The 25,708-nt window shown below is 52.0% G+C and carries 21 protein-coding genes; 10 read left to right on the forward strand and 11 right to left on the reverse strand.

The features are described 5' to 3' along the window. Positions 1-20: 20 nt before the first annotated feature. On the reverse strand, positions 21-476 hold the full coding sequence (locus IXB28_RS16185; protein WP_215619643.1) for a hypothetical protein: 456 nt from the start codon (positions 474-476) through the stop codon (positions 21-23). A 308-nt stretch (positions 477-784) separates the two neighbouring features. Here IXB28_RS16185 and cobS point away from each other — a divergent pair, with 308 nt between their 5' ends. Then, on the forward strand, positions 785-1,561 hold the full coding sequence (gene cobS / locus IXB28_RS16190; RefSeq protein WP_215619644.1) for an adenosylcobinamide-GDP ribazoletransferase: 777 nt from the start codon (positions 785-787) through the stop codon (positions 1,559-1,561). Here cobS and cysK read toward each other — a convergent pair. From cysK to IXB28_RS16210, 4 genes are all read right to left on the reverse strand, one after another. Further along, on the reverse strand, positions 1,544-2,518 hold the full coding sequence (gene cysK / locus IXB28_RS16195; protein ID WP_215619645.1) for a cysteine synthase A: 975 nt from the start codon (positions 2,516-2,518) through the stop codon (positions 1,544-1,546). The two genes, cobS and cysK, sit on opposite strands and share 18 nt — an antisense overlap. A 17-nt stretch (positions 2,519-2,535) precedes the next feature. Then, the gene (locus tag IXB28_RS16200) at positions 2,536-2,970 is read right to left on the reverse strand and encodes an RrF2 family transcriptional regulator (RefSeq protein WP_215619646.1); all 435 of its coding nucleotides are present in this window, start codon (positions 2,968-2,970) and stop codon (positions 2,536-2,538) included. A gap of 65 nt (positions 2,971-3,035) precedes the next feature. Continuing rightward, positions 3,036-3,413, reverse strand: a complete 378-nt coding sequence (locus tag IXB28_RS16205) for a (2Fe-2S) ferredoxin domain-containing protein (protein WP_326521081.1) — start codon at positions 3,411-3,413, stop codon at positions 3,036-3,038. Between the two features lie 476 nt (positions 3,414-3,889). Continuing rightward, complete coding sequence (locus tag IXB28_RS16210; RefSeq protein WP_215619647.1) at positions 3,890-4,375, reverse strand: 2TM domain-containing protein; 486 nt, start codon at positions 4,373-4,375, stop codon at positions 3,890-3,892. A 123-nt stretch (positions 4,376-4,498) separates the two neighbouring features. Here IXB28_RS16210 and IXB28_RS16215 point away from each other — a divergent pair, with 123 nt between their 5' ends. Next, a complete protein-coding gene (locus IXB28_RS16215; RefSeq protein ID WP_215619648.1) occupies positions 4,499-5,287 on the forward strand; it encodes an MOSC domain-containing protein in 789 nt (262 codons plus the stop codon). A gap of 28 nt (positions 5,288-5,315) precedes the next feature. On the opposite strand, the gene IXB28_RS16220 is transcribed toward IXB28_RS16215, so the two are convergent. Next, on the reverse strand, positions 5,316-6,443 hold the full coding sequence (locus IXB28_RS16220) for a YihY/virulence factor BrkB family protein (protein WP_326521082.1): 1,128 nt from the start codon (positions 6,441-6,443) through the stop codon (positions 5,316-5,318). 315 nt (positions 6,444-6,758) lie between these two features. On the opposite strand from IXB28_RS16220, the gene clpB reads away from it, so the two are divergent. Next, positions 6,759-9,365: an ATP-dependent chaperone ClpB gene (gene clpB, locus IXB28_RS16225; protein WP_215619649.1), complete on the forward strand. Its 2,607-nt coding sequence runs from the start codon at positions 6,759-6,761 to the stop codon at positions 9,363-9,365. A gap of 519 nt (positions 9,366-9,884) precedes the next feature. On the opposite strand, the gene IXB28_RS16230 is transcribed toward clpB, so the two are convergent. Further along, complete coding sequence (locus IXB28_RS16230) at positions 9,885-10,124, reverse strand: hypothetical protein (protein WP_215619650.1); 240 nt, start codon at positions 10,122-10,124, stop codon at positions 9,885-9,887. Positions 10,125-10,538: 414 nt separating this feature from the next. On the opposite strand from IXB28_RS16230, the gene IXB28_RS16235 reads away from it, so the two are divergent. Continuing rightward, a complete protein-coding gene (locus IXB28_RS16235; protein ID WP_215619651.1) occupies positions 10,539-12,716 on the forward strand; it encodes an NACHT domain-containing protein in 2,178 nt (725 codons plus the stop codon). Positions 12,717-12,923: 207 nt separating this feature from the next. Here IXB28_RS16235 and IXB28_RS16240 read toward each other — a convergent pair whose 3' ends face one another. The 4 genes from IXB28_RS16240 to dxr all read right to left on the reverse strand — a co-directional run bounded on the left by IXB28_RS16240 (position 12,924) and on the right by dxr (position 18,408). Further along, positions 12,924-14,168, reverse strand: a complete 1,245-nt coding sequence (locus tag IXB28_RS16240) for an S-layer homology domain-containing protein (protein WP_215619652.1) — start codon at positions 14,166-14,168, stop codon at positions 12,924-12,926. A gap of 662 nt (positions 14,169-14,830) precedes the next feature. Continuing rightward, the gene (locus IXB28_RS16245) at positions 14,831-16,738 is read right to left on the reverse strand and encodes an MASE1 domain-containing protein (protein ID WP_246559834.1); all 1,908 of its coding nucleotides are present in this window, start codon (positions 16,736-16,738) and stop codon (positions 14,831-14,833) included. 226 nt (positions 16,739-16,964) lie between these two features. Then, on the reverse strand, positions 16,965-17,174 hold the full coding sequence (locus IXB28_RS16250; protein ID WP_215619654.1) for a hypothetical protein: 210 nt from the start codon (positions 17,172-17,174) through the stop codon (positions 16,965-16,967). Between the two features lie 37 nt (positions 17,175-17,211). Further along, on the reverse strand, positions 17,212-18,408 hold the full coding sequence (gene dxr, locus IXB28_RS16255; protein WP_215619655.1) for a 1-deoxy-D-xylulose-5-phosphate reductoisomerase: 1,197 nt from the start codon (positions 18,406-18,408) through the stop codon (positions 17,212-17,214). A gap of 349 nt (positions 18,409-18,757) precedes the next feature. Here dxr and IXB28_RS16260 point away from each other — a divergent pair, with 349 nt between their 5' ends. The 6 genes from IXB28_RS16260 (at position 18,758) to IXB28_RS16285 (ending at position 25,000) form a co-directional block, all read left to right on the forward strand. Further along, on the forward strand, positions 18,758-19,087 hold the full coding sequence (locus IXB28_RS16260) for a hypothetical protein (protein ID WP_215619656.1): 330 nt from the start codon (positions 18,758-18,760) through the stop codon (positions 19,085-19,087). Positions 19,088-19,096: 9 nt separating this feature from the next. Beyond that, on the forward strand, positions 19,097-20,056 hold the full coding sequence (gene rbsK, locus IXB28_RS16265) for a ribokinase (RefSeq protein WP_215619657.1): 960 nt from the start codon (positions 19,097-19,099) through the stop codon (positions 20,054-20,056). Positions 20,057-20,398: 342 nt separating this feature from the next. Continuing rightward, positions 20,399-21,967, forward strand: a complete 1,569-nt coding sequence (locus tag IXB28_RS16270) for a sulfatase-like hydrolase/transferase (protein WP_215619658.1) — start codon at positions 20,399-20,401, stop codon at positions 21,965-21,967. Positions 21,968-21,976: 9 nt separating this feature from the next. Beyond that, the gene (gene lgt, locus IXB28_RS16275) at positions 21,977-22,801 is read left to right on the forward strand and encodes a prolipoprotein diacylglyceryl transferase (protein WP_215619659.1); all 825 of its coding nucleotides are present in this window, start codon (positions 21,977-21,979) and stop codon (positions 22,799-22,801) included. 20 nt (positions 22,802-22,821) lie between these two features. Continuing rightward, positions 22,822-24,213 carry an alkaline phosphatase family protein gene (locus IXB28_RS16280; protein WP_215619660.1) on the forward strand — a complete coding sequence of 464 codons (1,392 nt, stop codon included), beginning with the start codon at positions 22,822-22,824 and terminating at the stop codon, positions 24,211-24,213. A gap of 124 nt (positions 24,214-24,337) precedes the next feature. Next, the gene (locus IXB28_RS16285) at positions 24,338-25,000 is read left to right on the forward strand and encodes a hypothetical protein (protein ID WP_215619661.1); all 663 of its coding nucleotides are present in this window, start codon (positions 24,338-24,340) and stop codon (positions 24,998-25,000) included. The last annotated feature ends 708 nt before the right edge of the window (positions 25,001-25,708 follow it).

Here is a 25,708-nt window from a genome sequence, read left to right on the forward strand (position 1 = left end):
ATAGGACAGACACAAGCGGACTAGCTACCAAAGTTATTACCATCATCGTCGAGACACGCGTCTAAGCGGGCCGTTAACGCTTCGGCCAACATCGCCTCTAGGGTGGCGTCGTTGAGACTACAGGTCGTGCGCTCGGTTAAAGGATTAGACGACGGCAAAATTCGCAAGCAGCGATTATCTTGCATTAAATCAAAATAAGTCTGATTATCATCCAGTTGACCCATTTCCATGTAGTCAAAACTCGTGACATTGAGATACAGGCTACTGTTTGCCACTAGGGTTGCCTGCTGGGGGTCACTAAACACTTCCACCACATAGCCTTCGCCCTGTTTAAGAACCTGTTCTTCTTGGGTATGGATATATCGCACACGACCTAGATGCTGCAAAATACGCACCATGTCTTTTTTATTGATCACAGTGCCCGTATCAACAAGACAGGGAGCTGGCAAAGAAGTTGTTGAAGGTTGGTAGCTCATAATGGAGTCGGTAGATGGGTTCTTGTAGCAGTCAGACCCGTGAAACACCGAGGCTAATAACAATCTATACTCAAGATAGATTAAATCTGAGTATTTGGAACACCCACGGCGAAAATAATCTTGTTCCAGGCAGTTCACCTTTGGTCCCTATAGTATTCGGCAAATTCTCGCACTGCCTTCAGCCAGAGTACTGAATAACTAAATTTTCAGAAACTATTTATTGGCTTTTTATCCGCCGATTGGGGAAAGATTAATGATTTGGCATTGTGACCCTAGCTGAAAGGATAACGAAAACACTTGCTGAGCAAATGAGGACACTTGCCCACAAGGTCTCTGGCATATGGGCCACCGTCAATGGGGCCATTTTGTTTTACACCCGCATACCACTACCGCACCGTTGGCCTGCCAAGTTTGCCCGCATCGCCCTGATTGTCCCGTGGGTTGGGGTCGGCTTAGGCGTCCTCTTAAGCGGCCTGGATAGGCTGATGGGGACCTTAGGACTATCCCTTGAGCTAGGTAGTGCCCTGGTCGTTTTGACCGGTGTGTGGCTCACTGGGGGCCTGCACCTAGATGGGGCGATGGATACGGGCGATGGTCTAGCGGTGCAGGATGATCAACAGCGGCTGGTGGCCATGGCCGATAGCCGCACAGGGGCATTTGGCGTCATGGTCGGGGTTGCGATTTTATTGCTCAAAACCATCGCTTTTGCTGGCATTACCCACCATCGATGGTTTGCCTTAATCTCAGCTACTGCCTGGGGCCGCTGGGGTCAACAGTGGGCCATTGGCAGATATGCCTACCTTAAACCTGAGGGAAAGGGAGCTTTTCACAAACAAGCGATTCCGTCCTGTTGGCAGGCTCTACCTGCGGCCCTGGGCTTAGTGGGCTTGACCGGCATAGCCATGACATTGGGATGGATCCGGTGGCCCTCTGGTCTAATGGCCGTCGGGCTCGGCCTGGGCCATGCTTATGTCCTGGCAGGCTGGCTAAATCGCAGAATTGGGGGCCATACGGGGGACACCTATGGGGCCATGGTGGAATGGGGAGAAGTGGCTGTACTCGTTGGCCTAGCGGCTGTTAACTAAAGGCGCGTTAGATGAGGTTAGGGCAGCGTCTTGAAATAGGGGCGTACTGAGGTAACGCTCACCAAAGCTGGGCTGAATTACAACGATTAGCTTGTCTGCATTGTCTGCTCGCCGACCGATTTCAATGGCCGCACATAGGGCTGCACCGCTGGAAATGCCCGATAAAATTCCTTCTTCTTTAGCCAGACGCCGACCAAATGCGATCGCATCTTCATCGGGGACAGCAATCACCTCATCAATCAGATCCACCTGCAGCACATCGGGCACAAACCCGGCTCCAATCCCCTGGATTTTGTGGGGGCCGGGCTTTCCCCCCGTCAGCACTTGGCTATTGGCCGGTTCCACAGCTATCGTCTGGAAACTCGGCTTGCGACGTTTCAATATTTCACTCACACCCGTAATGGTGCCGCCGGTGCCCACACCGGCCACCAAAAAATCTACTTTTCCTTCCGTATCCTGCCAAATCTCCTCAGCCGTAGTCCGGCGATGCATATCTGGATTCGCCGGGTTTCTAAACTGTTGCAGCATATAGGCATTGGGTGTGGCTGCCACAATTTGTTGCGCCCGTTGAATACAGCCCGCCATCCCCTCATTACCAGGAGTGAGCTCCAATTCAGCGCCATAGGCACGCAACATCGCCCGCCGCTCCGCACTCATGGTTTCCGGCATCGTCAAAATCAAACGATAGCCCTTAGCCGCAGAGACCATCGCTAGGGCAATGCCAGTATTGCCAGAGGTGGGCTCTACCAACGTGGTTTTCCCAGGTTGAATCGTCCCCGCAGCCTCTGCGGCCGCAATCATATTGACACCGATGCGATCCTTCACCGAAGCAGACGGATTCATCCCCTCTAACTTCAAGACAATTTGAGCCACACAGCCCTCGGCCTGAGGAATACGATTGAGTTGTACCAGCGGTGTACGACCTACCAGTTCTGTAATATTTTGGGCGATCCGCATAGCCAGTTTCCGATGCGCTAGATGTAATACATTAAATCGACTTGATGTTTGGCGTTACGCTGCTCAACCAAGTCTTGGAGTGTGTGGGCAGAGAGCACTTCACGAGCAGCCGTTTGTACGTCGGTCCAAAAGGAGCGAACAACTTGGCGCTCAGTTGTCAGTACAGCATCGCTTGCATCGTCCTTATTTTCCAAGCCTTCGATACAATTCACAACGTCTAGCAACCTCACATTCCAGGGAGCTTGAGACAATAAATAGCCCCCCTTAGCGCCCCGCTGACTTTTGACAAAGCCCGCTCGGCGGAGGGTGGCCAAAAGCTGCTCCAAATAGCGATCGGGAATATTCTGTTGAGATGCGATTTGACGGATTTGTAGGGGGTCCCCTTGGTCGTAGTGCAAACTGAGCTCCAATAGAGCCAGCAGAGCATATTCACTTTTGCAGGAAAGTTCCACAGGGCGGCATAGCTGCAACCCCTTTAGTATACTCCGGTTCTCCACTGGGGAATAGATATTTACATTTATGGACTATGGGTTGGGGGCACAGCATCGGAGGCATCGCTGGCCTGCAAACGCTCCATCAAACGACTATAGTTTGGATGCATCCGAGGATGGAGCAAACGCTTGACCGGTTTGTCTTGCTGAATATGCTGCTCTAGAATTTCATCCACATCCTGGGCACGCACCCGGCAGTACCAAATATTGTCAGGTGCCACTCGCACCATGGGCCCCGAACCACATTGCCCCAGGCAAGAGCTGGCCGACACCATCAGGTCGCTGGTGGCATGTTGTTTCAGGGCCGCCAACACCTCCGCCGATTGAAAACGCTGACAGCTGCGATATTGACAAACCTGAATAAACCGGCGGTTGGGGTCGGACGAAGCGGGACCAGGATTCACTATACGAATTTCCTTAGTTAAATAGCTGTTAAATAGCCATGCAGCTTAGCCTGCTGACCGGTAGCGCTTGGAGCTGAAGCGATCTATGGCACATACCCTCGGCCAGATCGTCCAGATGGCGGGCCCAGCAATAGTTTCGCTTTAAAGCCAAATAGCTGCAGGTTTAGTATGCCTCCGTAATTGGAGAAAACCCGCAGCTATTGAATGAAATCAAGGAACAAGGAACACACAACCAACCTTGTGCCTCGTATCATTGCAGGATTGACCAGAAAGTGCAAGTAATTCTGCGATCTACAAGCAAATTTCATCAAAATCGGTCAGACTACCGGCGTTGCTAGGGTCCACCCCACCCGTCGCTAAATTAGTTTTTTGCTTGATGGGCATTGGTTGCCAGCTTTGTAACAGTTTATGTTGATACGAGGTACGTACAACACCGTTTATTAAGTCCTTTACACCAACTTTAAATAGCAGGATCGCTATGCTGAGCCGAGGAATCGATTGACCACGCCATTGATGGTTTGGCGGACACTGCGCTTACGGCGCCAGCTATCTAGATCGCGTTCATAGCGTTCTCCCGACGTTTGTAAGGTCCGCCATGCTTTGAGGGACAGCCCTAAGCCCCAGAACAAAGCGACATAGAGGGAAAACCCGAGGTGGCCTAAAATTGAACCGCCTGGCGCAACAAAATCAAGAATTACCAAAAAGCTAATAACGATGGCATAGCGGCCGAACTGCCCTTTCAACCGCTGGCGACGGTGGGATTGAAACAGGCGATGATCCTCTGCTTGGCCTTTCATGATGTGCCACTCTTGTTCAGCGGATTTGAGGGTGGCAGGGCTGATGTTTAATTCTTCTGCAATCTCTAGCAGTTGTTGTTGGGTAAGCTCTCCCGACTCGGTTTCTTGCGCGATCGCAATCTGCAAAATCCGCTGGGCGTCTTCCATTGCGTAGAGCTTATCCATGGTGCTGCTCACTAAAATTGGCAATGGCCACTTTTTGGGGGCCTATTCTAATGTTATAGATAATTTTGCAACAGTTAAGCCAGGTGAGTCTTTGGTTGGATAACCGCCCTGGGAGAAAAATGCATGACTAAAATCACACTGAGCGGCTTGCACACCTATCCCATTAAATCTGCGGCGGGTATTTCCTTAGCACACGCCAAGGTGACCCTGCGCGGTTTGCAACACGATCGACGGTGGATGGTGTGCGATCGCAGTGGCAAATTTCTCACCCAGCGCAAGCTACCCAAAATGGCCTTGCTTCAAGTATCGGTGGCGGCAGACACCTTAACCCTCCGCAGCACCCACACCGCCCTAGAGCTACCCACCCCAACCACAGCCCAGCCCATGGCAGTGGACGTTTGGGGTGATCGTTGCCCAGCCTGGTCCATGGGTGATGCCGCCGCCCAGTGGCTCAGCGATTTTTTAGGCACCGACGCCCAGCTAGTCTATATGCCAGATAGCACCCATCGCCCCGCGGACCACGGCGCATTTGACACCCCCAACAGCTTTGCCGATGCCTATCCGTTTTTGCTCATTTCCGAAGCATCGCTAGCCGATTTAAATGGTCGATTAGACCAGCCTGTGCCCATGGATCGGTTTCGGCCCAACCTAGTAATTTCAGGCTGTGCCCCCTTTGCCGAAGACACCTGGAAGCAAATCAAAATTGGGGACATGGTATTTGATGTGGCCAAAGCCTGCTCCCGATGTTCTGTGCCAGGGGTGAATCAGGCCACTGGAGAACAGGGGAAAGAACCCCTCAAAACATTGGCCACCTACCGACGATGGGACCATGCCATTTGGTTTGGCCAGAATTTACTGGCCCATGCAGCGGGCACTTTACAGGTGGGTGACGAGGTGGAAATTCTGGCCTAGACCTTAGCCATGGTGAGCCGTGCCCACCCTAGCGGTGCATGTCTTTGTTAATGGTGGATTTGTCTAGGCTGGGGCTTTTCCGAGAGGTGCGATATTGCTGATTTTGACGAGGATTGTATCGTTCGCGTCTGACCAATGGCATACGTGGATTGTGGGCCATCCTTTCCCCCACAATCACATTGAGCTGGTCGCCAATCAGCATGACCAGGGAGGTTAAAAAGAGCCATAGCAGCAAAATAATCACCACCCCCAGCGTGCCGTAGACCTTGTTGTAGTTACCAAAGTGAGACAGATAGATTTTGTAGGAAGCGGAAATGACCGCCCAGGACAACGCCGCTAGCACCGCCCCTGGAATCAAAGGTTTGCCACGGGTCCAGCGACTGGGGCCAAACCGATAGACAAAGGCAAATGCTGACGACACAATGCCCAGGGCTAAGGGCCAGGTTAATAGGCCCCAAATGCGCAGCACCCACTCGGCCACAAACTGATCGCTTTGCTGGGCCAACAGGTCGATCACACCGGCGCTAATAAATACGAGGTAGCAGGCGATCAACAGCAGCATGATCGTCCCCAGGGTAATGCCGATGGAGATAATGCGCGCCTTCCAAAACGGGCGACGCTCTTGGGGAGGGATCTGATGAATTTCGTCCAGGGCCCGCATGGCGGCACTAATGGCCCCTGAAGAGGCCCAGAGGGCAATCAAAAAACTTAAGGAAAATAGCCCCTTGTTTCCCCCTTCGGTCACCTCATTGGCAAACCCCTGAATCAGCTCATTCACTGCTTCTGGAGCGATTTCACTCAGGCTCAGCGCCAACCGCTGAAACGTCGCTTCAATCGAATTGACCAGGCCAATTGCCGTAATCATGGCCAGGATACCTGGGAACAGACCCAGCATGGCGTTATAGGCCATTTCTGAAGCTAAACTAGGCAGTCGCCGTTGCAGGGTGGCACGCACCACCGCCCGCACGGTCTGCAAATTGATATAGCTGAGGAAGCGAATAAATTCGAGGGGTGAAAAGGTGCGCGACAGCCGTCGCAAGGGTTGCTGCTCACGATAGGTGGAATATATTGTCTGACGCAGTGCAGAATGCAGCGGCCCAGAATCTGGTGGGGGAAGTTTTGGCAAAACGTCTAGCAGGTTAACACACTTTTTCACCGTTGCTGATATTGATAACGATAGGACTATCTGCTGATTTGAACATCATTCAAATACAAACAGACATAAGTCATAGCAGGGATCAGTAACGCTTTCTTCAAAATACAGATTTCCCTTGAGATATCAAGTCAGCAAATATGCGCTTTTATCTCAGCACATATGTAAACATACCCGCTTTACCTCAGCGGTTTCGGATAGAAGACGCCGTTTTAAATGCCCCAGTGCGGCAATACCTACCTAATTTCTGGGGGAACACCGATCATCGGATGGTGGAGTCTTTGCCTAGAATGCAGACATGCGACAGGAGGTTTGGCGATGCAACCATCAAATCCGAATCAATTTACCGAACGGGCCTATGGCGCGATCGCAACCACGACCGATCTAGCCAAACAATGGCAGCATCAACAAATCGAAACCGAGCATTTGATGCTAGCCCTACTAGACGAAGAGGGGTTAGCCAGCAGTATTTTTCAAAAAGCTGGGGCTTCGGTTGAAAAATTACGTAGCGCCACCGAAGCCTTTCTACGGCAGCAGCCCCAGCTCAAAGGCCAGAGCGACAACATATATTTAGGACGGGCGCTGAATACGCTGCTGGATCGGGCTGAAACCTATCGCAAAGAGTTTGAAGACGATTACATCTCGGTTGAGCATTTATTACTGGGCTATCCAGAGGATGCTCGCTTTGGGAAAACCCTGCTGCGGGAGGCGGGCATCAATGCCAAGCAGCTAAAAGATGCAGTTAAACAAGTACGAGGCCATCAAAAGGTGACGGATCAAAACCCCGAAGGTAAATACGAAGCGCTAGAAAAGTATGGCCGCGACTTGACGGAATATGCCAGCGAAGGTCGGCTAGATCCGGTAATCGGTCGGGATGACGAAATTCGTCGCACCATTCAGATTTTGTCCCGCCGCACCAAAAATAATCCGGTGCTCATCGGCGAGCCCGGTGTGGGTAAAACCGCGATCGCAGAGGGTATGGCCCAGCGCATTATTAATAATGATGTGCCCCAGTCGCTGCGCGATCGCAAACTGATCGCATTGGACATGGGTGCCCTAATTGCCGGGGCTAAATATCGCGGCGAATTTGAGGAACGCTTGAAAGCCGTCCTCAAAGAAGTGACCGACTCCAAGGGACAAATTGTCTTATTTATCGACGAAATTCACACCGTTGTGGGTGCCGGGGCTACCCAAGGTGCCATGGATGCGGGTAACCTGCTCAAACCCATGCTGGCGCGGGGGGAACTGCGCTGCATTGGGGCCACTACCCTGGATGAATATCGCCAGTACATCGAAAAGGATGCCGCCCTGGAGCGCCGATTCCAGCAGGTCTATATTGATCAACCCTCGGTGCCCGATACCATTTCCATCCTGCGGGGTTTAAAGGAACGGTACGAACTGCACCATGGTGTCACCATTGCGGACAATGCATTAGTTGCAGCAGCAACGTTGTCAACCCGGTACATTAGCGATCGCTTTTTGCCCGACAAGGCCATCGACCTGGTGGACGAAGCGGCAGCCAAGCTAAAAATGGAGATTACCTCCAAGCCAGAGGAACTGGATGAGTGCGATCGCAAAATCCTGCAGCTAGAGATGGAACGTCTCTCGCTAAAAAACGAAACCGATGCAGGCTCCATAGAAAGGCTCGATCGGCTAGAGAGAGAACTGGCCAACCTCAAGGAAGAACAAAGCACCCTCAATGCCCAGTGGCAGTCCGAAAAAGACGGCATCGATCAGATTCAGGTAATTAAAGAAGAGATCGAAAAAGTCAATATCGAGATCGCCCAGGCAGAGCGAGACTATGACCATGAACGGGCAGCAAAACTAAAGTATGGCAAGCTTCCAGAGCTACAGGGAAAAGTCTCGCAAGCAGAAGACATGTTAGCCACATCCCAAGCAAGTGGAAAAACTCTTTTAAGAGAAGAGGTAACAGAAGAAGACATTGCCGAGATTATCTCCAAATGGACCGGCATCCCCATCAGCAAGCTAGTGCAGTCCGAGATGCAAAAGCTGTTGTTGTTAGAAGATGAACTACACCAGCGCGTCATCGGCCAGGACGAAGCGGTAACCGCCGTAGCCGACGCCATCCAACGGTCTCGGGCGGGTTTGGCCGACCCCAACCGGCCCACCGCCAGCTTTATTTTCCTCGGTCCCACGGGGGTGGGTAAAACAGAACTAGCCAAGGCCCTCGCCAGCTATTTGTTTGATACAGAAGAAGCCATTGTCCGCATTGACATGTCGGAATATATGGAAAAGCATTCGGTCTCTCGCCTGATTGGTGCACCTCCCGGCTATGTGGGCTACGACGAAGGCGGACAGCTAACGGAAGCCCTGCGCCGTCGGCCCTATTCTGTGATTCTGTTTGACGAAATCGAAAAGGCCCACCCCGATGTGTTTAACATCATGTTGCAGATTCTCGATGATGGTCGGGTCACCGATTCCCAAGGTCGCACGGTGGACTTTAAGAACTCCGTGATCATTATGACCAGCAACATCGGCTCCCAGTTTATTTTGGATGTAGCCGGTGATGACAGCCGCTATGAAGAGATGCGTGGCCGGGTGATGGAGGCATTGCAGTCTAACTTCCGACCAGAGTTTCTCAACCGTGTGGATGAGATGATTATTTTCCACAGCTTGCAGAAAGAACAACTGCGGAAAATTGTGAAGCTGCAGGTGCAGGCATTGGAGAAACGGCTAGCCCAGCAGAAGATTGGCCTAGACCTGTCGGAAGCGGCGTTGGACTTCCTTGCAGACGTGGGTTACGACCCGGTGTATGGGGCGAGGCCGCTGAAGCGGGCGATTCAAAAGGAGCTGGAAACTTCTATTGCCAAGGGGATTTTGCGCGGAGACTATAAGGGTGGCAACACCGTTGTGGTTGATGTGGAAAATGAACGACTGGCGTTTAAGGGCACAGTGGCGGTTTAGCCAAGGTGGTGCGTTACGCTATCGCTAACAGCACCCTACATAATCTAGGCCCCCTAAATTCCCCAATATTGGGGGGATTTTGAGTGCCCCTGGAACTGTAGGTTGGGTTAAACCATGCCGAATGTATGGTTATTGATCCAGGTCGCTATCAACCCAACAAGTCTGCAACACAAGATGGGCTGGCGCGGTGGGTTTTGCTGGGTTTGCCGATATCCAGACGAACCCAACAATTATAGGATTGGTGCAACCCAACCTACAGGCGATGATTTGGAGCGGGTGTTGTCTATTTTGTCTGGGATTATGTTGGCGGGTGAGGATTGATGGGGGTGTTGGGTTTGCCAGCATTTCGGCAAACCCCGGTGGCTATGGGCCAGGTGCAACCCAACCTACAGGCGATGATTTGGAGCGGGTGTTGTCTATTTTGTCTGGGATTATGTTGGCGGGTGAGGATTGATGGGGGTGTTGGGTTTGCCAGCATTTCGGCAAACCCCGGTAGCTATGGGCCAGGTGCAACCCAACCTACAGGCGTTTCATCAGGATGCTGATGACGTCGCCTTGGTTGGGGGTGAGGATAAGCTGGTTGTCGGGGATTTCGATTAGCGGGCTCCATTGGCTGGGTTCGACATACTTGAGGTTGTGGAGCAGGTGGATGGTTTGGCGAATGCCGCCGGGGCTGCCGAGCAGGATGTGGCGGATGGTTTCGCCAGTGGGCAGGGTGATGGATAGGTCGGCGGGTAGGGTGTTTAGTGGGGTGATCATGGGGCGTTTTCCTTTGGTTGAATTGGGTGAGGAAAGCGCCCAAAAAGTTAGCCACCCTGCAACGATACTCAGGGTGGCTGTAAAATGCTCACAGCTCACCAACTGGATCCGCAGTTGGAGGGGTCAGCGGGGTGGTGGTGTTGGTAGCACTACCATCTCGCGCAGCTAAATTTTTGGGTGCGAAAGTAGCGAGCGGCAATGTGCCGTCGCTGTTGTGTAGGCTATCAGGACTGAGCTAATTGAGTCAATATGCGGATTAGGGCTTGTTAAAAATTAAAATCATGGCCTCGACCATTTAAATCTTGGCTTAACAAGCTTTGCAAAATTAACCCGTGAAGTAGTTTCTTAACAACTCCCTAGCATCGATAAATAGTGTTGACTATAGTGAACTAACCCCTTAGACGTATCTGCCCTATGGACACAACAGCTGTAATTGTCTTGACAGCATTGATTACGGCGGCAAGTGGATATTTATTAAACCAATTACCGGAGGTGCGGCAGTTTAAGGGGCGCAACTGGCTGATTATTCGCCTATTTGTGTGGATTACGCTGCTGTCGGTGACCTATGCCCTTCTGATCGATCAGAAGGTAACAGAAAACGTAAAAACAGTTACGAAATTTAGTATTGCGCCCCTAGTGCTGTTGCTGATGCTAGATGTGTGGAAACTCGTGACGGTGATGCGAGGGCAGACAGCAGAGACAGCCGCACCCCAGGATTTGCGAACGCGATTGCTCACAGCCGTTCAAACGGAGGTGGCGGAACGGTTGGAAGATTCGCTCAATCAACAGGTGGTGATTAATCTGTTGATGCAGCAGCAGCTGAGCCAGGTGAATCGACCGGATAAACAGAAACGTATATCACTGGAGGAGATTGAGCAAAAGCAGGCGGAGTCTAACTTGATTTTGCTGCCGGAGCGATCGCTACAACGAGATCATCACACCAGTAAGCTAGATCCCCAAGAGTCAATTTTAGAGACCTTTAACCGTCGGGATGTGGGCCGAAAGCTACTGATCTTGGGCGCACCGGGAGCGGGAAAAACAACAACCTTGCTTAAGTTGGCTGAGGCGCTGGTGGAAGAAGCCTTGGAGGACGGACAGCGGCAGATACCGATTATTTTTGAGCTGTCCACGTGGAAAGACAACAATCAGTCGATCCATGACTGGCTGCTTGAGCAGCTCAAGCTCAATTACAACATTGATTCTAAAACGGGGGCACAGTGGCTGAAATCTACCCACTTGCTGCCGCTGTTGGATGGTTTAGACGAATTGGGGCTGAAACGCCAGGCGCAGTGTGTGGAAAAAATTAATCAATTTATCAAAGGCCTGGCCTATCCCCATGTGGTGGTGTGCTGCCGCAGTGAAGAATATGGGGAAGGCCGAGTGCAGCTAGGCGCACTCAAAGGGGCCGTGTGTCTAGAGCCGCTGAGTGATACCCAGATTCAGCAATATTTTTGTGAACAGCTGGAACAGCCTCAGATTTGGCAAGCCCTACGGCAGCAGCCGGGGCTCAACGCATTATTAGCCCCTTCACCGGAGCGGCAGGTGGGCATTTTACGAATCCCGTTATTTTTAACGATTTTGTCCGTGGCCTACGGTGATAACACCCTAATTGAATCAGAGATCGATCTGTTGAATGCCTATATTCATCAGCGGCTGATGCTGAATACCCGCAAGACAGAGCGGGAACAGTTTAGACGCAAGTGGGCTTACCCAAATATTCGGCAGGAGCCTGACGAGACCACTACACGGCACTATCTGAGCTGGCTGGCAAGAACGCTGAATAGTGAAAATTTAGTAGAGCTGCTGATTGAGAGGATGCAGCCTTGGTGGTTATCGACAAAACGACAAAAATGGATGTACCGTCTGATAGTTGGTCTGATAGTTGGTCTGATAGTTGGTCTGATAGTTGGTCTGATAGTTGGTCTGATAGGTGGTCTGATAGTTGGTCTGATAGGTGGTCTGATAGTTGGTCTGATATTTGGTCTGATAGGTGGTCCAGACAATACGATTTGGCCAGTAGAAAGCTTTAAATTTTCGATGTCGCGCGAAGCGCGACGAGAACTTAAAAATGGTCTGATAGTTGGTCTGATAGGTGGTCTGATAGTTGGTCTGATAGGTGGTCTGATAGTTGGTCTGATATTTGGTCTGATAGGTGGTCTGATAGTTGGTCTGATATTTGGTCTGATAGGTGGTCTGATAGGTGGTCTACAAGCTGACTTTCAAATTCGAGAAAAGCCCAATCAGGGTATGTGGGCCGCTGTTTTTAATATTCCATTAATTGCTTTGTTTAGTTATCCCGGTGCCGTTGGCATCCTATATCTGCCAGCCCTGATTCAGGGCAACAATCCATCCCTGCCTGAAAATATGGTTTCTGGATTGTTATACACTTTCATATTTGGAATTTTTCTGGGGGGAGGCAGCGAACTGATTCAGCATGTAACCCTACGTGCTCTCCTTACCCATGCGGGCAACACCCCTTGGAACTACGCCCGCTTTTTGAATTACTGCACCGAACGTCGCCTACTCCAACGCATCGGCGGACGCTACCGCTTTATCCACCGCGAACTGCTGGACCACTTCGCTGAGATGTAGATAATCAACATCAATCTTGTTGCTAACAGATCAACAATTATGTTTAGAGACAAGGAACAGCGAGCAAATAAAATCCAATTTAGCCGGACTTCGACTCCGCTCAGTCCTCCAATACCAACTTTGAGAACTATGGGTTTTATTGATTCTCCTATCCCAAGCCTTCAGGGGCAACCGCAAAAGATTACCCCGAAACCGATTACCAAACCTCTAGTTCGACAAAGCCACCGACTGACTCACGGTTAGCGCCAAATCAGTAGAAGGATTCACTGAAATCACCTCCACCCGTTCGCGGCCCAACACCAGACCACCCAGCGCACCAGCCACGGTGCCCGTCAGTACTTCCCAGGTTTGCAGCTCCTCATCGCCCGTTACCGAGCCAATGGCAGCGGAAGCGCCAGAACCTAACACTGCACCGGCAAAGATTTCACCAATGCTGGCACCACGACGGATCGTTTCAGTGGTCGTAATCACCCCCGACTGGGCTTGAATATTCACCCGGCGACCATTTTCCAGAACCAACGTTTGGGCAACAAACTGAGAACCAGCCCCGCTGCTAGAGGTGGCCGGACGCAGCTCACCGACAACCTCGCTATTGCGGGGAATTAGCACCTGCCCGCGACTATCGGTAACCGCGTCTGCCACCTGCAAGGTCAGAGGCAACGTTTCGTCGGGCAACAGAACAATGCGATCGCCATCTGCATAGGTCACTGGAATGCGCGTACCAGAAGAAAGCGTAGACTGGGCCGTGGTAGCAGTTTGCACCTGCACAATGTAGGGGGAAGGCACCGCCGCCACCTGATTGCGGCTGGCCAATGCCTGATAAATAAACGCAGCCACATCCGCCCGGGTCGCCGTTTGGTTGGGGCGCAATACCTCAAGGTTGGGATAATTTACCACCAGTCGCTGTTCGGTGGCGGCCGCAATGCTGCGCACAGCATAGTTGGGGATAGCACCAGCATCGCTATAGAAATTAGCACTGGTGACGGTGCTTGCCTGATAGTCTAGACCGTTGGCGAGGGAAACAAGCACCTGGGCACGGGGAATATTTTGATTGGGCTGAAACACGTTGTTGGGATAGCCGGACAAAAAGCCCATGCGGTAGGCTTCGTCGATGGCGCTGGTGGCCCAGAAATTAGCGGGCACATCGACAAAGGAAGTGCCACTGCGGATGCTGCTTTGATTAAAAGCTTTGCGCACCATGGCCGCATACTGGGCACGGGTTACGGGCTCGTCGGGGCGAAAGGAGCCGTCGGGAAAGCCGGCGATGACGTTGCGCTGGGCTAGGCTAGCAATAAACTGACTGGCCCAGTGGCTAGAAGACACATCAGTAAACTGAATTTGGGTTTGAGCCACAACGGGTGTGGGTGTAGCGAGGGGTGCGATCGCACCGGCCCCCATGCCCAGGGTGAGCAACAAAGCCGTTGTTGTCTGAAACCGTCGAATATTTAGCATCGGTAAGATCCTCAAGAACAAAACAAAAATAAATATGGGCGCTGCTGCCCCAGGTCAAAACAACGGGTGACACCACAGGCGCAATGCCCCGAGGCAACGTTATGGCCTAACGCCCCATGGGCCGACTCTGGCAACCAGAGAGAATGCAACGTACAGAAAGCTCTCAACCAGGAATGACGGGTCAACTAGCCTAAACGCAAAGGGTGAGCGGATGAGAGAACATTTCCAAAGAGGTTTAATTCTGCACAACAGACAAACGATAAGTACTCAAGTGCACCATCACAAAACTCTTGCGATGGATTGAATCTAACAAACCTTTTTTTTCAATTTCGGTTGATGCCGTTACGCCTTTTCAAGTGGCACAGCCATAGGAACTGCCTAAGCCACTCCTTTACCGAACAGAAGGGTATCTTTTTGTCGGTCCTGCTCAAAAAAGCCTTGCCCCCCATGGCCCAAGCCTTGCCATGGGAGAGGTTATGAGAAATTTGTAGAAAACTACAACCGCTGTCGGTGTTATTGACAATCCACTTTCACGGCAGGAACTGGCACAGGCAAACAGGAGATTACAGCCGCCGCTTTCACCGCTACCACAACGCCCAGCCTGAAAACTCAGGGATGGGCCATCCAAAACCCTATCTCCCCGTACCATGGCTGGTATCGCCTCACGCGGCGGCGATGGGGATTTGAATCATAAATCGAGTGCCTTGCCCCAGTTCAGATTCGCACCAGATCTTGCCCCGGTGCTTTTCAGTAATCACCTGATAGCTAATGGATAAGCCTAAACCGGTGCCTTGACCGACGCTCTTGGTGGTGAAGAAGGGATGAAAGATTTGCGATCGCACATGTTCCGGCATCCCCGGGCCATTATCTGCGATCGTAATTTGCACCTGGTTGTGCTCTACCTTAGTAGATACGACAATTTGAGGAAATACGGTAATTCGACTCTCTTGCTGCTGACGCCGCACATAGGCTTCCAACGCATCAATGGCATTGGATAACAAGTTCATAAAGACCTGATTTAGCTGACCAGGGTAACAATTCACCATGGGTAAATTACCATACTGGGTCAGCACCTCAATTTTGCCTAAATTATCTTGCAGAGTCAGACGATGACGCAGAATCAACAGCGTGTTATCGAGGCCCGTATGGATATCGGCTAGCTTACAGTCGGATTCATCGAGTCGAGAAAAATTGCGCAATGATAAAACAATGTTGCGGATGCGATCGCTGCCGAGCTTCATCGATGTCATCACTTTCTCCAGGTCCGATTGCAGAAAGTCGAGTTCCACCTCACTCAGTTTCTGACTAATGGCTGCAGTAGGTTGAGGATATGCCCTTTGATACTCGTCCACTAAAGCCAATAGATCCTGGGTATAGCCATTCACATGCTCAATGTTGCCATGTACAAACGTAATCGGGTTGTTGATTTCATGGGCAACGCCAGCCACCATGCTGCCCAGGGCAGACATTTTTTCACTTTGCACCATTTGTAGCTGAGTTTTCTGCAGCGTTTTTAATGTGTCTTGCAGGGCAACATTTTTACTATTCAACTCCTCCGTACGCTGTTCCACACGCTGTTCTAAATGACTGTTGGTGGACGCCAGTTCGGATAGGGCCAGCTGCATATTCGCTTCTGCTTTGCGCCGTTCTGTAATGGCCGCAATGAGAATCAGCACCGTGACCGTAATCACACTCACAAATAGCTGTAGATTGATCAGGGAATCATTTAAATTTTCGCTCGCCAAACTCCCCTGACCATTGACCGTAGCGATGATGGCAAACCCAGCACTGATTAAGGTAAACAGTGTGACCCATCGTTTCTCTAGCCGAAAAGCACACCACAATAAGACCGGCAGCAACATATATTCCAGGTTATAGCCCAGATCAAAAGAGATTTCGCTAATCAACACTAGCAACAACAGGAGAATACAGGGCTCACCCTTAGTCCAAAGTTGAAGCCCCCGCTGCTTTAATTTATTTTTGGAAGGACGATAGCTAGGGGGCAACTGAGTCTTGGCGGTGCCCTGGCGCACCCACTGGGCCCAGCTAAACAAGGTGGGAGCGATAATTAAAATCCCTGCCACGTTGGAGATCCACCACATGAACCAAACTGAGCCGTAGATAGACCAGGGGATAGTGCCGTTAAACGCCAGGGAGCTAACCCCAAAGGTGGCATTGATGGTGGGGCCGACCATGGCGGTTAAAATTAAAAACTTAAACACCCCGGATACTTGGGTTAAGGGATAGCGACGGGATGTAAAGCGGCGCAGTAAATTGGTTCCTAACCAAGTTCCTAATGTGGTGCCAACGGCAATGCCCAGCACTGGCAATGCTGATAGACAGGCCGCCATCAAACTGCTGTCATCTCGGAAGGCCCAAAAATTCGCCAAAAAGGAACCGAGAAAAACGCCATAGCCCATCCAGTTTCCAAATAGGAAAACACCCCCCACCGCTAAGCCATCCGGAGGCCAGACGGGGGTGACATCCTGAGGTGTGGAAGCAACATGGCGGGATAGTTCCGCGAGGACGTAATAGCCAATAGCTAAACCCACAATGCCTAGACTGCGCATCCAGGCGGAGGAAAATCTAGTTTTAACCATTGAAATAGAGGTGACAAACGGGCACAAGCTTGCAGCAGCCACTCCCCACAAGAGGCATGCAACAATGTACCAGAAATGCCAGATATCGACATTTCTTGGTCAAAATCATAGTTTTTGCAAGCAACTCCAACATAGCCTGGAGCTTTATATAGCGTTCCCGCTTCCTGCGACCAGGATGGCAAAAATTGGGCTGGCTTTATTGGCCTATGTTGCTAGCCTGTTGGCCCACGAAATCACGAATGGTCTCCCAAATGGCAGCGGGACCAATGCCAAAAAATAATTGCAACCCTAGCAAGATCAAGGCCGCTAGAAAGGCTGTCTTAAGGGTGGCCTTTACTACCTTGATTAACCAGGTAAAGACCAAGATTGAAATAGCGATCGCACCAATGACAACCACAATTTCCATGGGCCAAGCTTCCGTTTAGAGTACGCCTAATCTTACCCTATGAGCCCAGGGCAACGACCTGACGCTCGTTGAGGCTACCACTCACATTGATGACTTCCTGGCGGGCCCACTGGTCGGCATCGAGAATGTCTTGGAGGGAGGGGGTGGCGGTTAAGTGGTCGCGGTTGCGATCGCACACCTTCTCAATCACCTTCGGAATATCTAGATAGTGGATTTTCTCATCCAAGAACAGGGCCACCGCCTGCTCATTGGCCGCATTTAGCACCGCCGTCATCGAACCACCGGCCCGGCCCGCTTCGTAGGCCAAATTAATGCAAGGATACTTAGCGTGGTCTGGCTGCTTAAAGGTGAGGGTGGCTAGCTGCGCCAGGTCCAAAGGCTTCCAATCGGTGAAGATGCGCTCGGGCCAGGAAATGGCATAGAGCAGTGGCAGACGCATATCGGGCCAACCGAGCTGGGCCAGCATGGACGTATCCTGGGTTTCGATCAAGGAATGGATAATGCTCTGGGGATGGATCAGAGTATCAATGTGGTCGTAATCCATGCCAAACAAATAATGGGCTTCAATCACCTCCAACCCCTTATTCATCATGGTGGCAGAATCAACCGTAATCTTGCGCCCCATGGACCAGTTGGGGTGCTTAATGGCATCCGCAACGGTGACATCCTTCAGTTTTTCCACCGGCCAATCGCGGAAGGCACCGCCGGATGCGGTCAAAATAATCCGGCGCAGGCCCCCTGCGGGCAGCCCCTGCATGCACTGGAAAATGGCAGAGTGCTCAGAGTCGGCGGGAAGTAGCTTTACCCCATGCTTTTCTATGAGGGGCAGCACCACCGGACCACCGGCAATTAGGGTTTCCTTATTGGCCAGGGCAATATCTTTCCCCGCTTCGATGGCCGCAATGGTCGGCAACAGCCCAGCACAGCCGACAATGCCGGTGACCACCGCTTCAGCGTCGCCGTAGCGCGCCACTTCCACAATGCCTTCAGGTCCTGCCACAATCTGGGGCTGGGGGTCCACATCAGCGATGGCTTCCTTTAGTTCCGCTAGCTTACTGACATCGTTGATGGCAACAATTTCAGGTTTGAACTGACGCACTTGCTCGGCTAGCAGGGTAACGTTGCGACCTGCGGCAATGCCCACCAAACGAAACTTATCGGGATTGTGTTCAAGAATATCGAGGGTTTGGGTGCCGATGGAGCCAGTTGAACCAAGCAGAGTGATTGCCTTCACGGGAATTGCCTATTGCTAAAGGTTGACAGCTGGCCGTGCTGGCCCGCCCTGATTCAACTATAAATTCTTAATGTCTTTTCACAAAATTTTAGATATTCGACCATTGGCGGAAGCTAACGGCATACAGGGCCATAGGATTAACTTCCGAGGAACGAAATAAAGCTAATCTGCCATCTCTAGTCCCCACTCGCCAGCAGAAACGATTCGCTTTTGAAGATCGAGACCATAATGAAACTAAGCAGCCTTGCTGAACTGCGAGTTTACCCAGCTACGGTGTCGCCCCATGGGCAAGACCTGCGGCTGAGTCAGCAATGGCCCTTAAAACAATAGCTAGCCGCCCCAACCGATCATGGAAGCCTTTTCACCAATTCCACCCGACTGGGTTGAGTCTGCCACCCATGCCTTGACGTTTTGCTGCCCCTCCTGTCACGAGCCAGCTGGCGTGGCCACCCATGTTTGGATTAACCGCCGCGCCCCGGTCTACACCCACAACCACAAGCGCAAATGGCAAGAATTCTACAACTGTGAATGTGGTAAAGCCTGGTGGGCCTGGAGTAGCGATCGCCCCCCAAACCCATGGCAGGACAAAGAAGCCATTAATAACCAACCGGAAGAATCAGCACCGGGGCTAGATCCGCTGACGGGGCTGGGGGATAGTTGGGAAAGCTTTGAACCTTAGTGGCGTCCCATGGCCATCGTCGTATTTGGCAGTCTAAATATGGACCTGGTGGTCCAAGTGCCCCGTTTACCCCAGACTGGCGAAACACTATTAGGAACTAACTTTGATACGGTCCCAGGGGGCAAAGGGGCCAACCAAGCCGTAGCGGCGGCTCGTTTGGGGGCACCCACCACCATGGTCGGTCGCGTGGGCGATGACGGTTTTGGCCAGCTGCTATGTACCAGCCTTGGGGCCACGGGCGTTCGCACGGAATGGGTGCTCGCAACGCCGGGCCCCTCTGGAGTCGCGTTGATCAACGTCGATGATCTGGGGGAAAACCAGATTGTGGTGGCCCCCGGCGCCAACGGCAACGTGGATTCCACAGATGTGGAACGTCTGCCCCTAGAAGAGGATGGCGCGTCGATTTTGCTGATGCAATTTGAGATTCCGCTGATGGCCGTGCAGGCAGCGGCCAAACGGGCCAAAGCAGCGGGGGAAGGGCATTGTGTCATTGTCGATCCGGCCCCGGCCCGGGCAGATTTACCACCCGATTTTTATCGGTGGGTGGATATTTTAACCCCCAATCAAACGGAAGCGGCCCAGCTGACCGGGGTGCGGGTCAAAAACGTGGCCACCGCCATGGAGGCGGCCCAAACCCTGCGGCAGCGGGGCACCCCCACGGTAATTGTGAAACTGGGACCCCAGGGAGCTGTGGTGGCCACGGACATGGAGGTGTTCCATGTGCCCGCTTTTGCGGTGGATGCGGTGGATACAGTGGCCGCCGGGGATGCGTTTAATGGGGGGCTAGCGGTTGCCCTATGGGAAAAAAAGCCGCTTTGGGATGCGGTGGTGTGGGCCAGTGCGGTAGCCGCCCTATCGGTGACTCAAGCTGGGGCACAGCCCTCCATGCCCACCAGAAGGGCAGTGGAATCTTTTTTGCTCAGCCATGGGGATCTGGCAGTTTATCGACCAGATGGACAACGGCTATAGTCTTGATGCTCTAGACTGGTCTAGTACTGCGTCAGCTGGAGATTTTTTGGGGACGATATGGGTGCCAATGGAACATGTCGCAATGTCTATGGCACATGGCTTGCACCCTAGACAATAGGGGTAAAGACAAGGTCCTCCAGGATTGCACCCTGCATCCAAACTTTTCTCTCTAACGTAGTAAAGATAGCGGCGTTGCTGCCGAGCAGTAGCGGCGAGATTGTTTCCGTTGCTGATTTAGGGGATACAACGATCCGCACAGCTAGCTCCTAGGCTGGATGTAACAGATATAGTTATTTCGAGGATCGGCAACGCCAGATTTTTAGTACGCTTTCCTGCGCTTCAATGCCTTCAAATCAACCGGATGTCATTTTTTTAGTGCTCGACACTCAGCGGGTGGACCGGCTGTCGTGCTATGGCTACGAGAAACCAACGTCGCCCAATATTGATGCCTTTGCCAAAACCGCCACACGGTTTAAGGTTGCGATCGCACCCGGTCAGTGGACCATTCCCTCCCACGCCTCCATGTTCACCGGGCTGTATCCGTCACAACACCAAATGCAGCAGTCCTATTCCGTCATGCCCCCCCACCTCAAGACCCTGGCAGAACGGCTCCAGGACGGCGGCTACTATACCGCCGCCTTTTGCAACAATCCCCTAGTTGGCGTCATCAACAACGGCCTACGGCGAGGGTTTTACAGCTTTCTCAACTACAGTGGCCTGCTGAGCTCCAAACCAAATCAGGCCGGGATTCCATCCAGCTTTTTAGACAAATATCGCCAGCTATTTAAGCGCATCGTCGCTAAAGGCCTCAACACGGTGCAAGACGCCTTTGCCCGCTCCGACTGGCTGCTGTCGCTTTCCTTTACGCCACTCATGGTGCCCCTGTGGCAAACGGCCCTGAGCTTCAAAGGCAATACTCGCAAATCCTTAGATGATGCCGCCAAGCTATTAATTGAGCGCAAAGACGTTCAACCCGATCAGCCCATTTTCACCTTTATCAATTTGATGGGCACCCACATGCCCTACCATCCGCCTCGAGAATATATCGAAAAATTCGCCCCCAACGTGCTTAAAAATCGAGCCGCCCAAACCTATCTACGGCGTTTTAATAGCGATGTGTACGGTTGGCTAGCCCCCCTCGTGGGTGCCTTAGAACATCAACAAAAGGACACCCTAGACGGCATGTACGATGCTGAGGTCGCGGCCCAGGACGAACAGGTGGGCCAGTTTCTACAGCAGCTAAAACAATCGGGGCGATTAGACAACACTTATATTGTTATCTGCGCCGACCATGGTGAGCACCTAGGAGAAAAACAGCTCATCGGCCACAGCCTCTCCATCTACAACGAACTCGTCCAGGTGCCGCTGATTATTCATGATCCAACCGATGGCATTCAGCGGAGCACCCTGCGAGACGATGTCGTCTCCACCCGGTGTTTATTCCATACGGTGCTCTCGGCCACCCATTTGGCCACCCCCGAAGAAGCGGAATTTAGTTTTGAACATATTGCGGATGGCGATGCGATCGCAGACATCGAACCCGACCGCTACGTCTATGCGGAGGCCATCCCCCCCCAAAACGTCCTCAATCTGATTCAAAAGCGCCAGCCCGAATTAATCTCTCAGCATGCCTGCGACCAAACCCGACGGGCCGTGTGGGTGGGCAACCACAAACTAATTGAGACCAACGAAAATCCCCCGGAACTCTACGATGTCCAAGATGACCCCGGCGAGAGTTTAGACCTCAGCGAGATTTTTCCCGAAATGGTGGAATCACTGCAGGATTCTCTCTCCGTCTTTAGCCAAGATGCGGACGAACACCAATCCCTTTACTCCCAGGCCCGCGCCACCGGATTTGACGACCCCGAAGTGCGCCGCCGCCTCAAAGACCTTGGATATTTAGAAGAATAAGCTATCAGTATGTATCCCCCCGTAGACCCCACAATTGTAGAATTTGGCCCCTTCGCCCTACGCTGGTACGGCCTCTTGATGGCCACCGCTGTGATTGTCGGTTCCTGGTTTGCCACCCAGGAAATTGAGCGCCGTGGCAAAAACCCCGAAGACTTTTGGGACATGTTGATTTGGGTACTGATTCCGGCCTTTATCGGGGCTCGGCTGTACTATGTCTTGGTGCAAACCAGCAATCGCGAGTTTTACCTGCAAAATCCCGGTCAAATTCTCCAAATTTGGGGTGGTGGCATTCACATCTTTGGCGCTTTTATCTTTGGTGGCATTGCCCTCTGGCTCTTTACCAAACTGCGTCGCCTGCCCACCCTGATGTATCTAGACGCCGCTGCCATTGGTCTACCCATTGCCCAAGCCATTGGTCGCTGGGGTAATTTCATTAACCAAGAACTCTATGGCCCCCCCACGGACTGGCCCTTTGGGTTACGCATCGACCCGCAACATCGTTTGGCCCCCTACAACGATTTAACCGCCTATCCTGATACCACTCGCTTCCATGCCCTCTTCCTGTACGAATCCGCCTGGAACTTTGCCGGTTTCCTCGTGCTTTATTGGATATCCAAACGCTTTGGCCAACAGCTCAGACCGGGCGATTTATCGCTGTTGTATCTAGTTTGGTATCCCTTTGGCCGTTTCTTTATCGAGTTTCTCAGAACAGATTCCTGGTTCTTCCCTGGCACACCGTTTAACGTCGTCCACATTCTCTCGCTGGTGGCGATTGTCGGTGCCGTAGCCACCCTGGTATTACGACGACGGTTTAACAAGGCCATGCCCACTTAGCCCCCATGCCCTGATTAACTATGCCTGCTTCTCCACGCCTGATCATCATTGGCCTTGATTGCATGGAGCCCTCGCTTGTGTTTGAGCAATGGCGAGGGGATCTGCCTAACCTTTCTCGGCTGATGCAACAGGGGAGCTATGGTCGCTTAGAAAGCTCAATTCCTGCCATTACGGTGCCCGCCTGGAGCTGTATGATGACTGGCCGCGATCCAGGGGAGTTAGGCATCTATGGTTTTCGCAATCGGGCCACGCGGGCCTATCAGGATATGACCATTGCCGATGGCCGCGCCGTACGATTTCCCAGGCTGTGGGACTACCTGGGCCGAGACGGTTGGAACGTGGCCGCCCTGAGCGTACCCGGCACCTCCCCCCCCTATGAAGTCAACGGTTCCATGGTGTCCTGTTTCTTGACACCCAACCCCCAGGTCACCTTTACCCATCCACCGGAACTGGGGGAACAGATTCGCAACTGGATGCCCGACTTTATGATGGATGTGCCTGAGTTTCGCTCAGAGGACAAGGCGGAGATTTTAGCCAACATCCATATGCTCTGCGACCAGCGGTTTACCCTGGCAGAAAAGCTGATTGCCCAGGACCAGCCAGACTTTTTGATGCTGGTGGATATGGGGGTGGATCGCATCCACCATGCCTTTTGGAAACCCATGGACCCCCGCCATCCGGACTATGCGCCGGACATGCCCTTTGCGACGGCGATCCACGATTATTATTGCCATGTGGATAAACGTGTGGGGCAGCTGTTGGAGCAGTGCGATCGCGACACCGCCGTGCTCGTAGTCTCGGACCATGGCGCCCAGCCATTGATGGGGGGAATCTGCATCAATGAATGGCTAATCGATAAGGGCTATCTCACCCTCAAAGAAAACCCCAGTACCCCCACCGCCCTAGATAAAATAGATGTCGATTGGACACAAACCAAAGTCTGGGGTGCCGGGGGCTATTACGCCAGAATCTTTCTCAATGTGGAGGGACGAGAACCCCAGGGAACAATCCCCCTCCGAGAATTTAAAGCCTTCCGTGAGCGGCTAATTAGTGAGCTAGAAGCCATCACCTATCCCGATGGGACACCGATGGAGGTCAAAGCCTACATCCCCCAAGAAACCTATCAAAAAGTGCGGGGCATGGCGCCCGATTTGCTCGTATATTTTGATTGGCTGGCGTGGCGTTCCGTGGGCAGTGTGGGCACTGGCGAACTCTATGCCAAAGGCAACGATACCGGACCAGACGATGCCAACCACGCCCAATATGGGCTAATGATTTTCCATGACCCGCAAAATCCAAAGGGTGGACAAGTTTTAGATAACGCCCAGCTCTATGACATTGTGCCAACAATGTTGAATCGTTACAGTGTGACGTATCCCCAGGATTTACGCGGTAAGGTATTGCCGATATAAACCCAGGGACTGCCCGACTCCTTGGGGCAAATGCGACAAACCTGTATAGGCTTGCAGCTTGGCGCGCCAAGTTTATATCCCTAGTGTGACAAACGGTCTTCAAATTTTGCTATCCACAAATGCTATGCCTAAGCACCCCATATATCTAAAAACACTATTTCCCTTAAGTTTATTCGTAGCCTTAGCGGTGACCGCCTGCGGAGGTGCTTTGCCAGAGCCAGATACTACTACCCCCACGGATACGGTGCAGACACCAGATGCTGACCCCATTGAAGCCCCCGTCGAAATCGACGATCCAGACGCATTGCCCGCAGACGATTTAACCGGTATCGTCCTTGGCCTTTCTGGAGAAGGGGTACTAGTGATCGATCAGCAATCGGGCAAAAGTCGAAATATTCCCTTTAACACCGATATTGCCACCGCCCAAACCTCGATTTCAGCAGCCCTAGGCGACCCCACCGACACTGCCCAAAATGATGAATGTGGTGCCGGACCCATGACGTTTGTTACTTGGGCAAATGGGTTTACGATCAATGGCATAGACGATCAGTTCGTGGGTTGGACGGTGCGCCCCGATACGGAGAGTGCCGACTTAACCACCCTGGATGGCGTGGGTTTGGGCTCAACGCTCACCGAATTAGAAGAGAACTATGATGTGGGCGTGATCGAGAGTTCCCTGGGCACAGAGTTTAATGCGTCCAATGTTTTGTTTGGCCTATTAGATGCGAACGAAGCAGATGGCATTGTGACAAATTTGTGGGCTGGGGCAGCCTGTAATTTCCGTTAACTCAAATCTTGCACCTGGTGATGATGCATGGCCCACCTTGGACTGAAAGTTCCAAGGCTAATTGAATCAAAAACCACTAAAGGGGTTAAAGGATCTCTGAAAGCTCCAATTACAGAGCCATTAAGCGCATCTTGTCCCTTTAGTGGACAGATCTGAGTTAGCGTTGGGTTTTGAACCTAACGTGGGGTGTAGGCTCAAAACCGATGTGGTGCAAGATCCCAGTTAACCATCGTTCTTAAGCGTTGCTGATGAAAGGCATACAGACCTCCAGATAGCTTGCAGGAAACCTGCATCTGGCAAATGGAGTCATTGCTAACATCAGTAACGAAAAAACGCATATCCCTAGGCGAATACAGTGGTCGAAAAACGTTTCCATGGCTGGAAAATTGATGTCGACATTGACGCAACGCAACGACTCTACCCACAAGATTGTGTAGGAGAGTCAGATGCTTGTGGCTGTGATGAATGTGCTAATTTTGCGGCACAGAAGCTCGCCATATTTCCAGCTGATGTATATCAATTGTTGAGGAATATGGGCATAAATCCTGGATGTGAAACGCATATCGGTTGCTATGGAGAGATGCAGCCAGGACAGTTTCTATACCAAGGAGACTATGAGTTTAGGCGTGTGCACATAAATAAACACCCGTCACCCAATGATGACTGCCCATTTGGGTAAGGTGGGTGACGGGTGCCAATCAACTCGGT

The organism is Leptothoe kymatousa TAU-MAC 1615, from assembly GCF_018739865.1.
Classification (GTDB): Bacteria; Cyanobacteriota; Cyanobacteriia; order Phormidesmidales; family Phormidesmidaceae; genus Leptothoe; species Leptothoe kymatousa.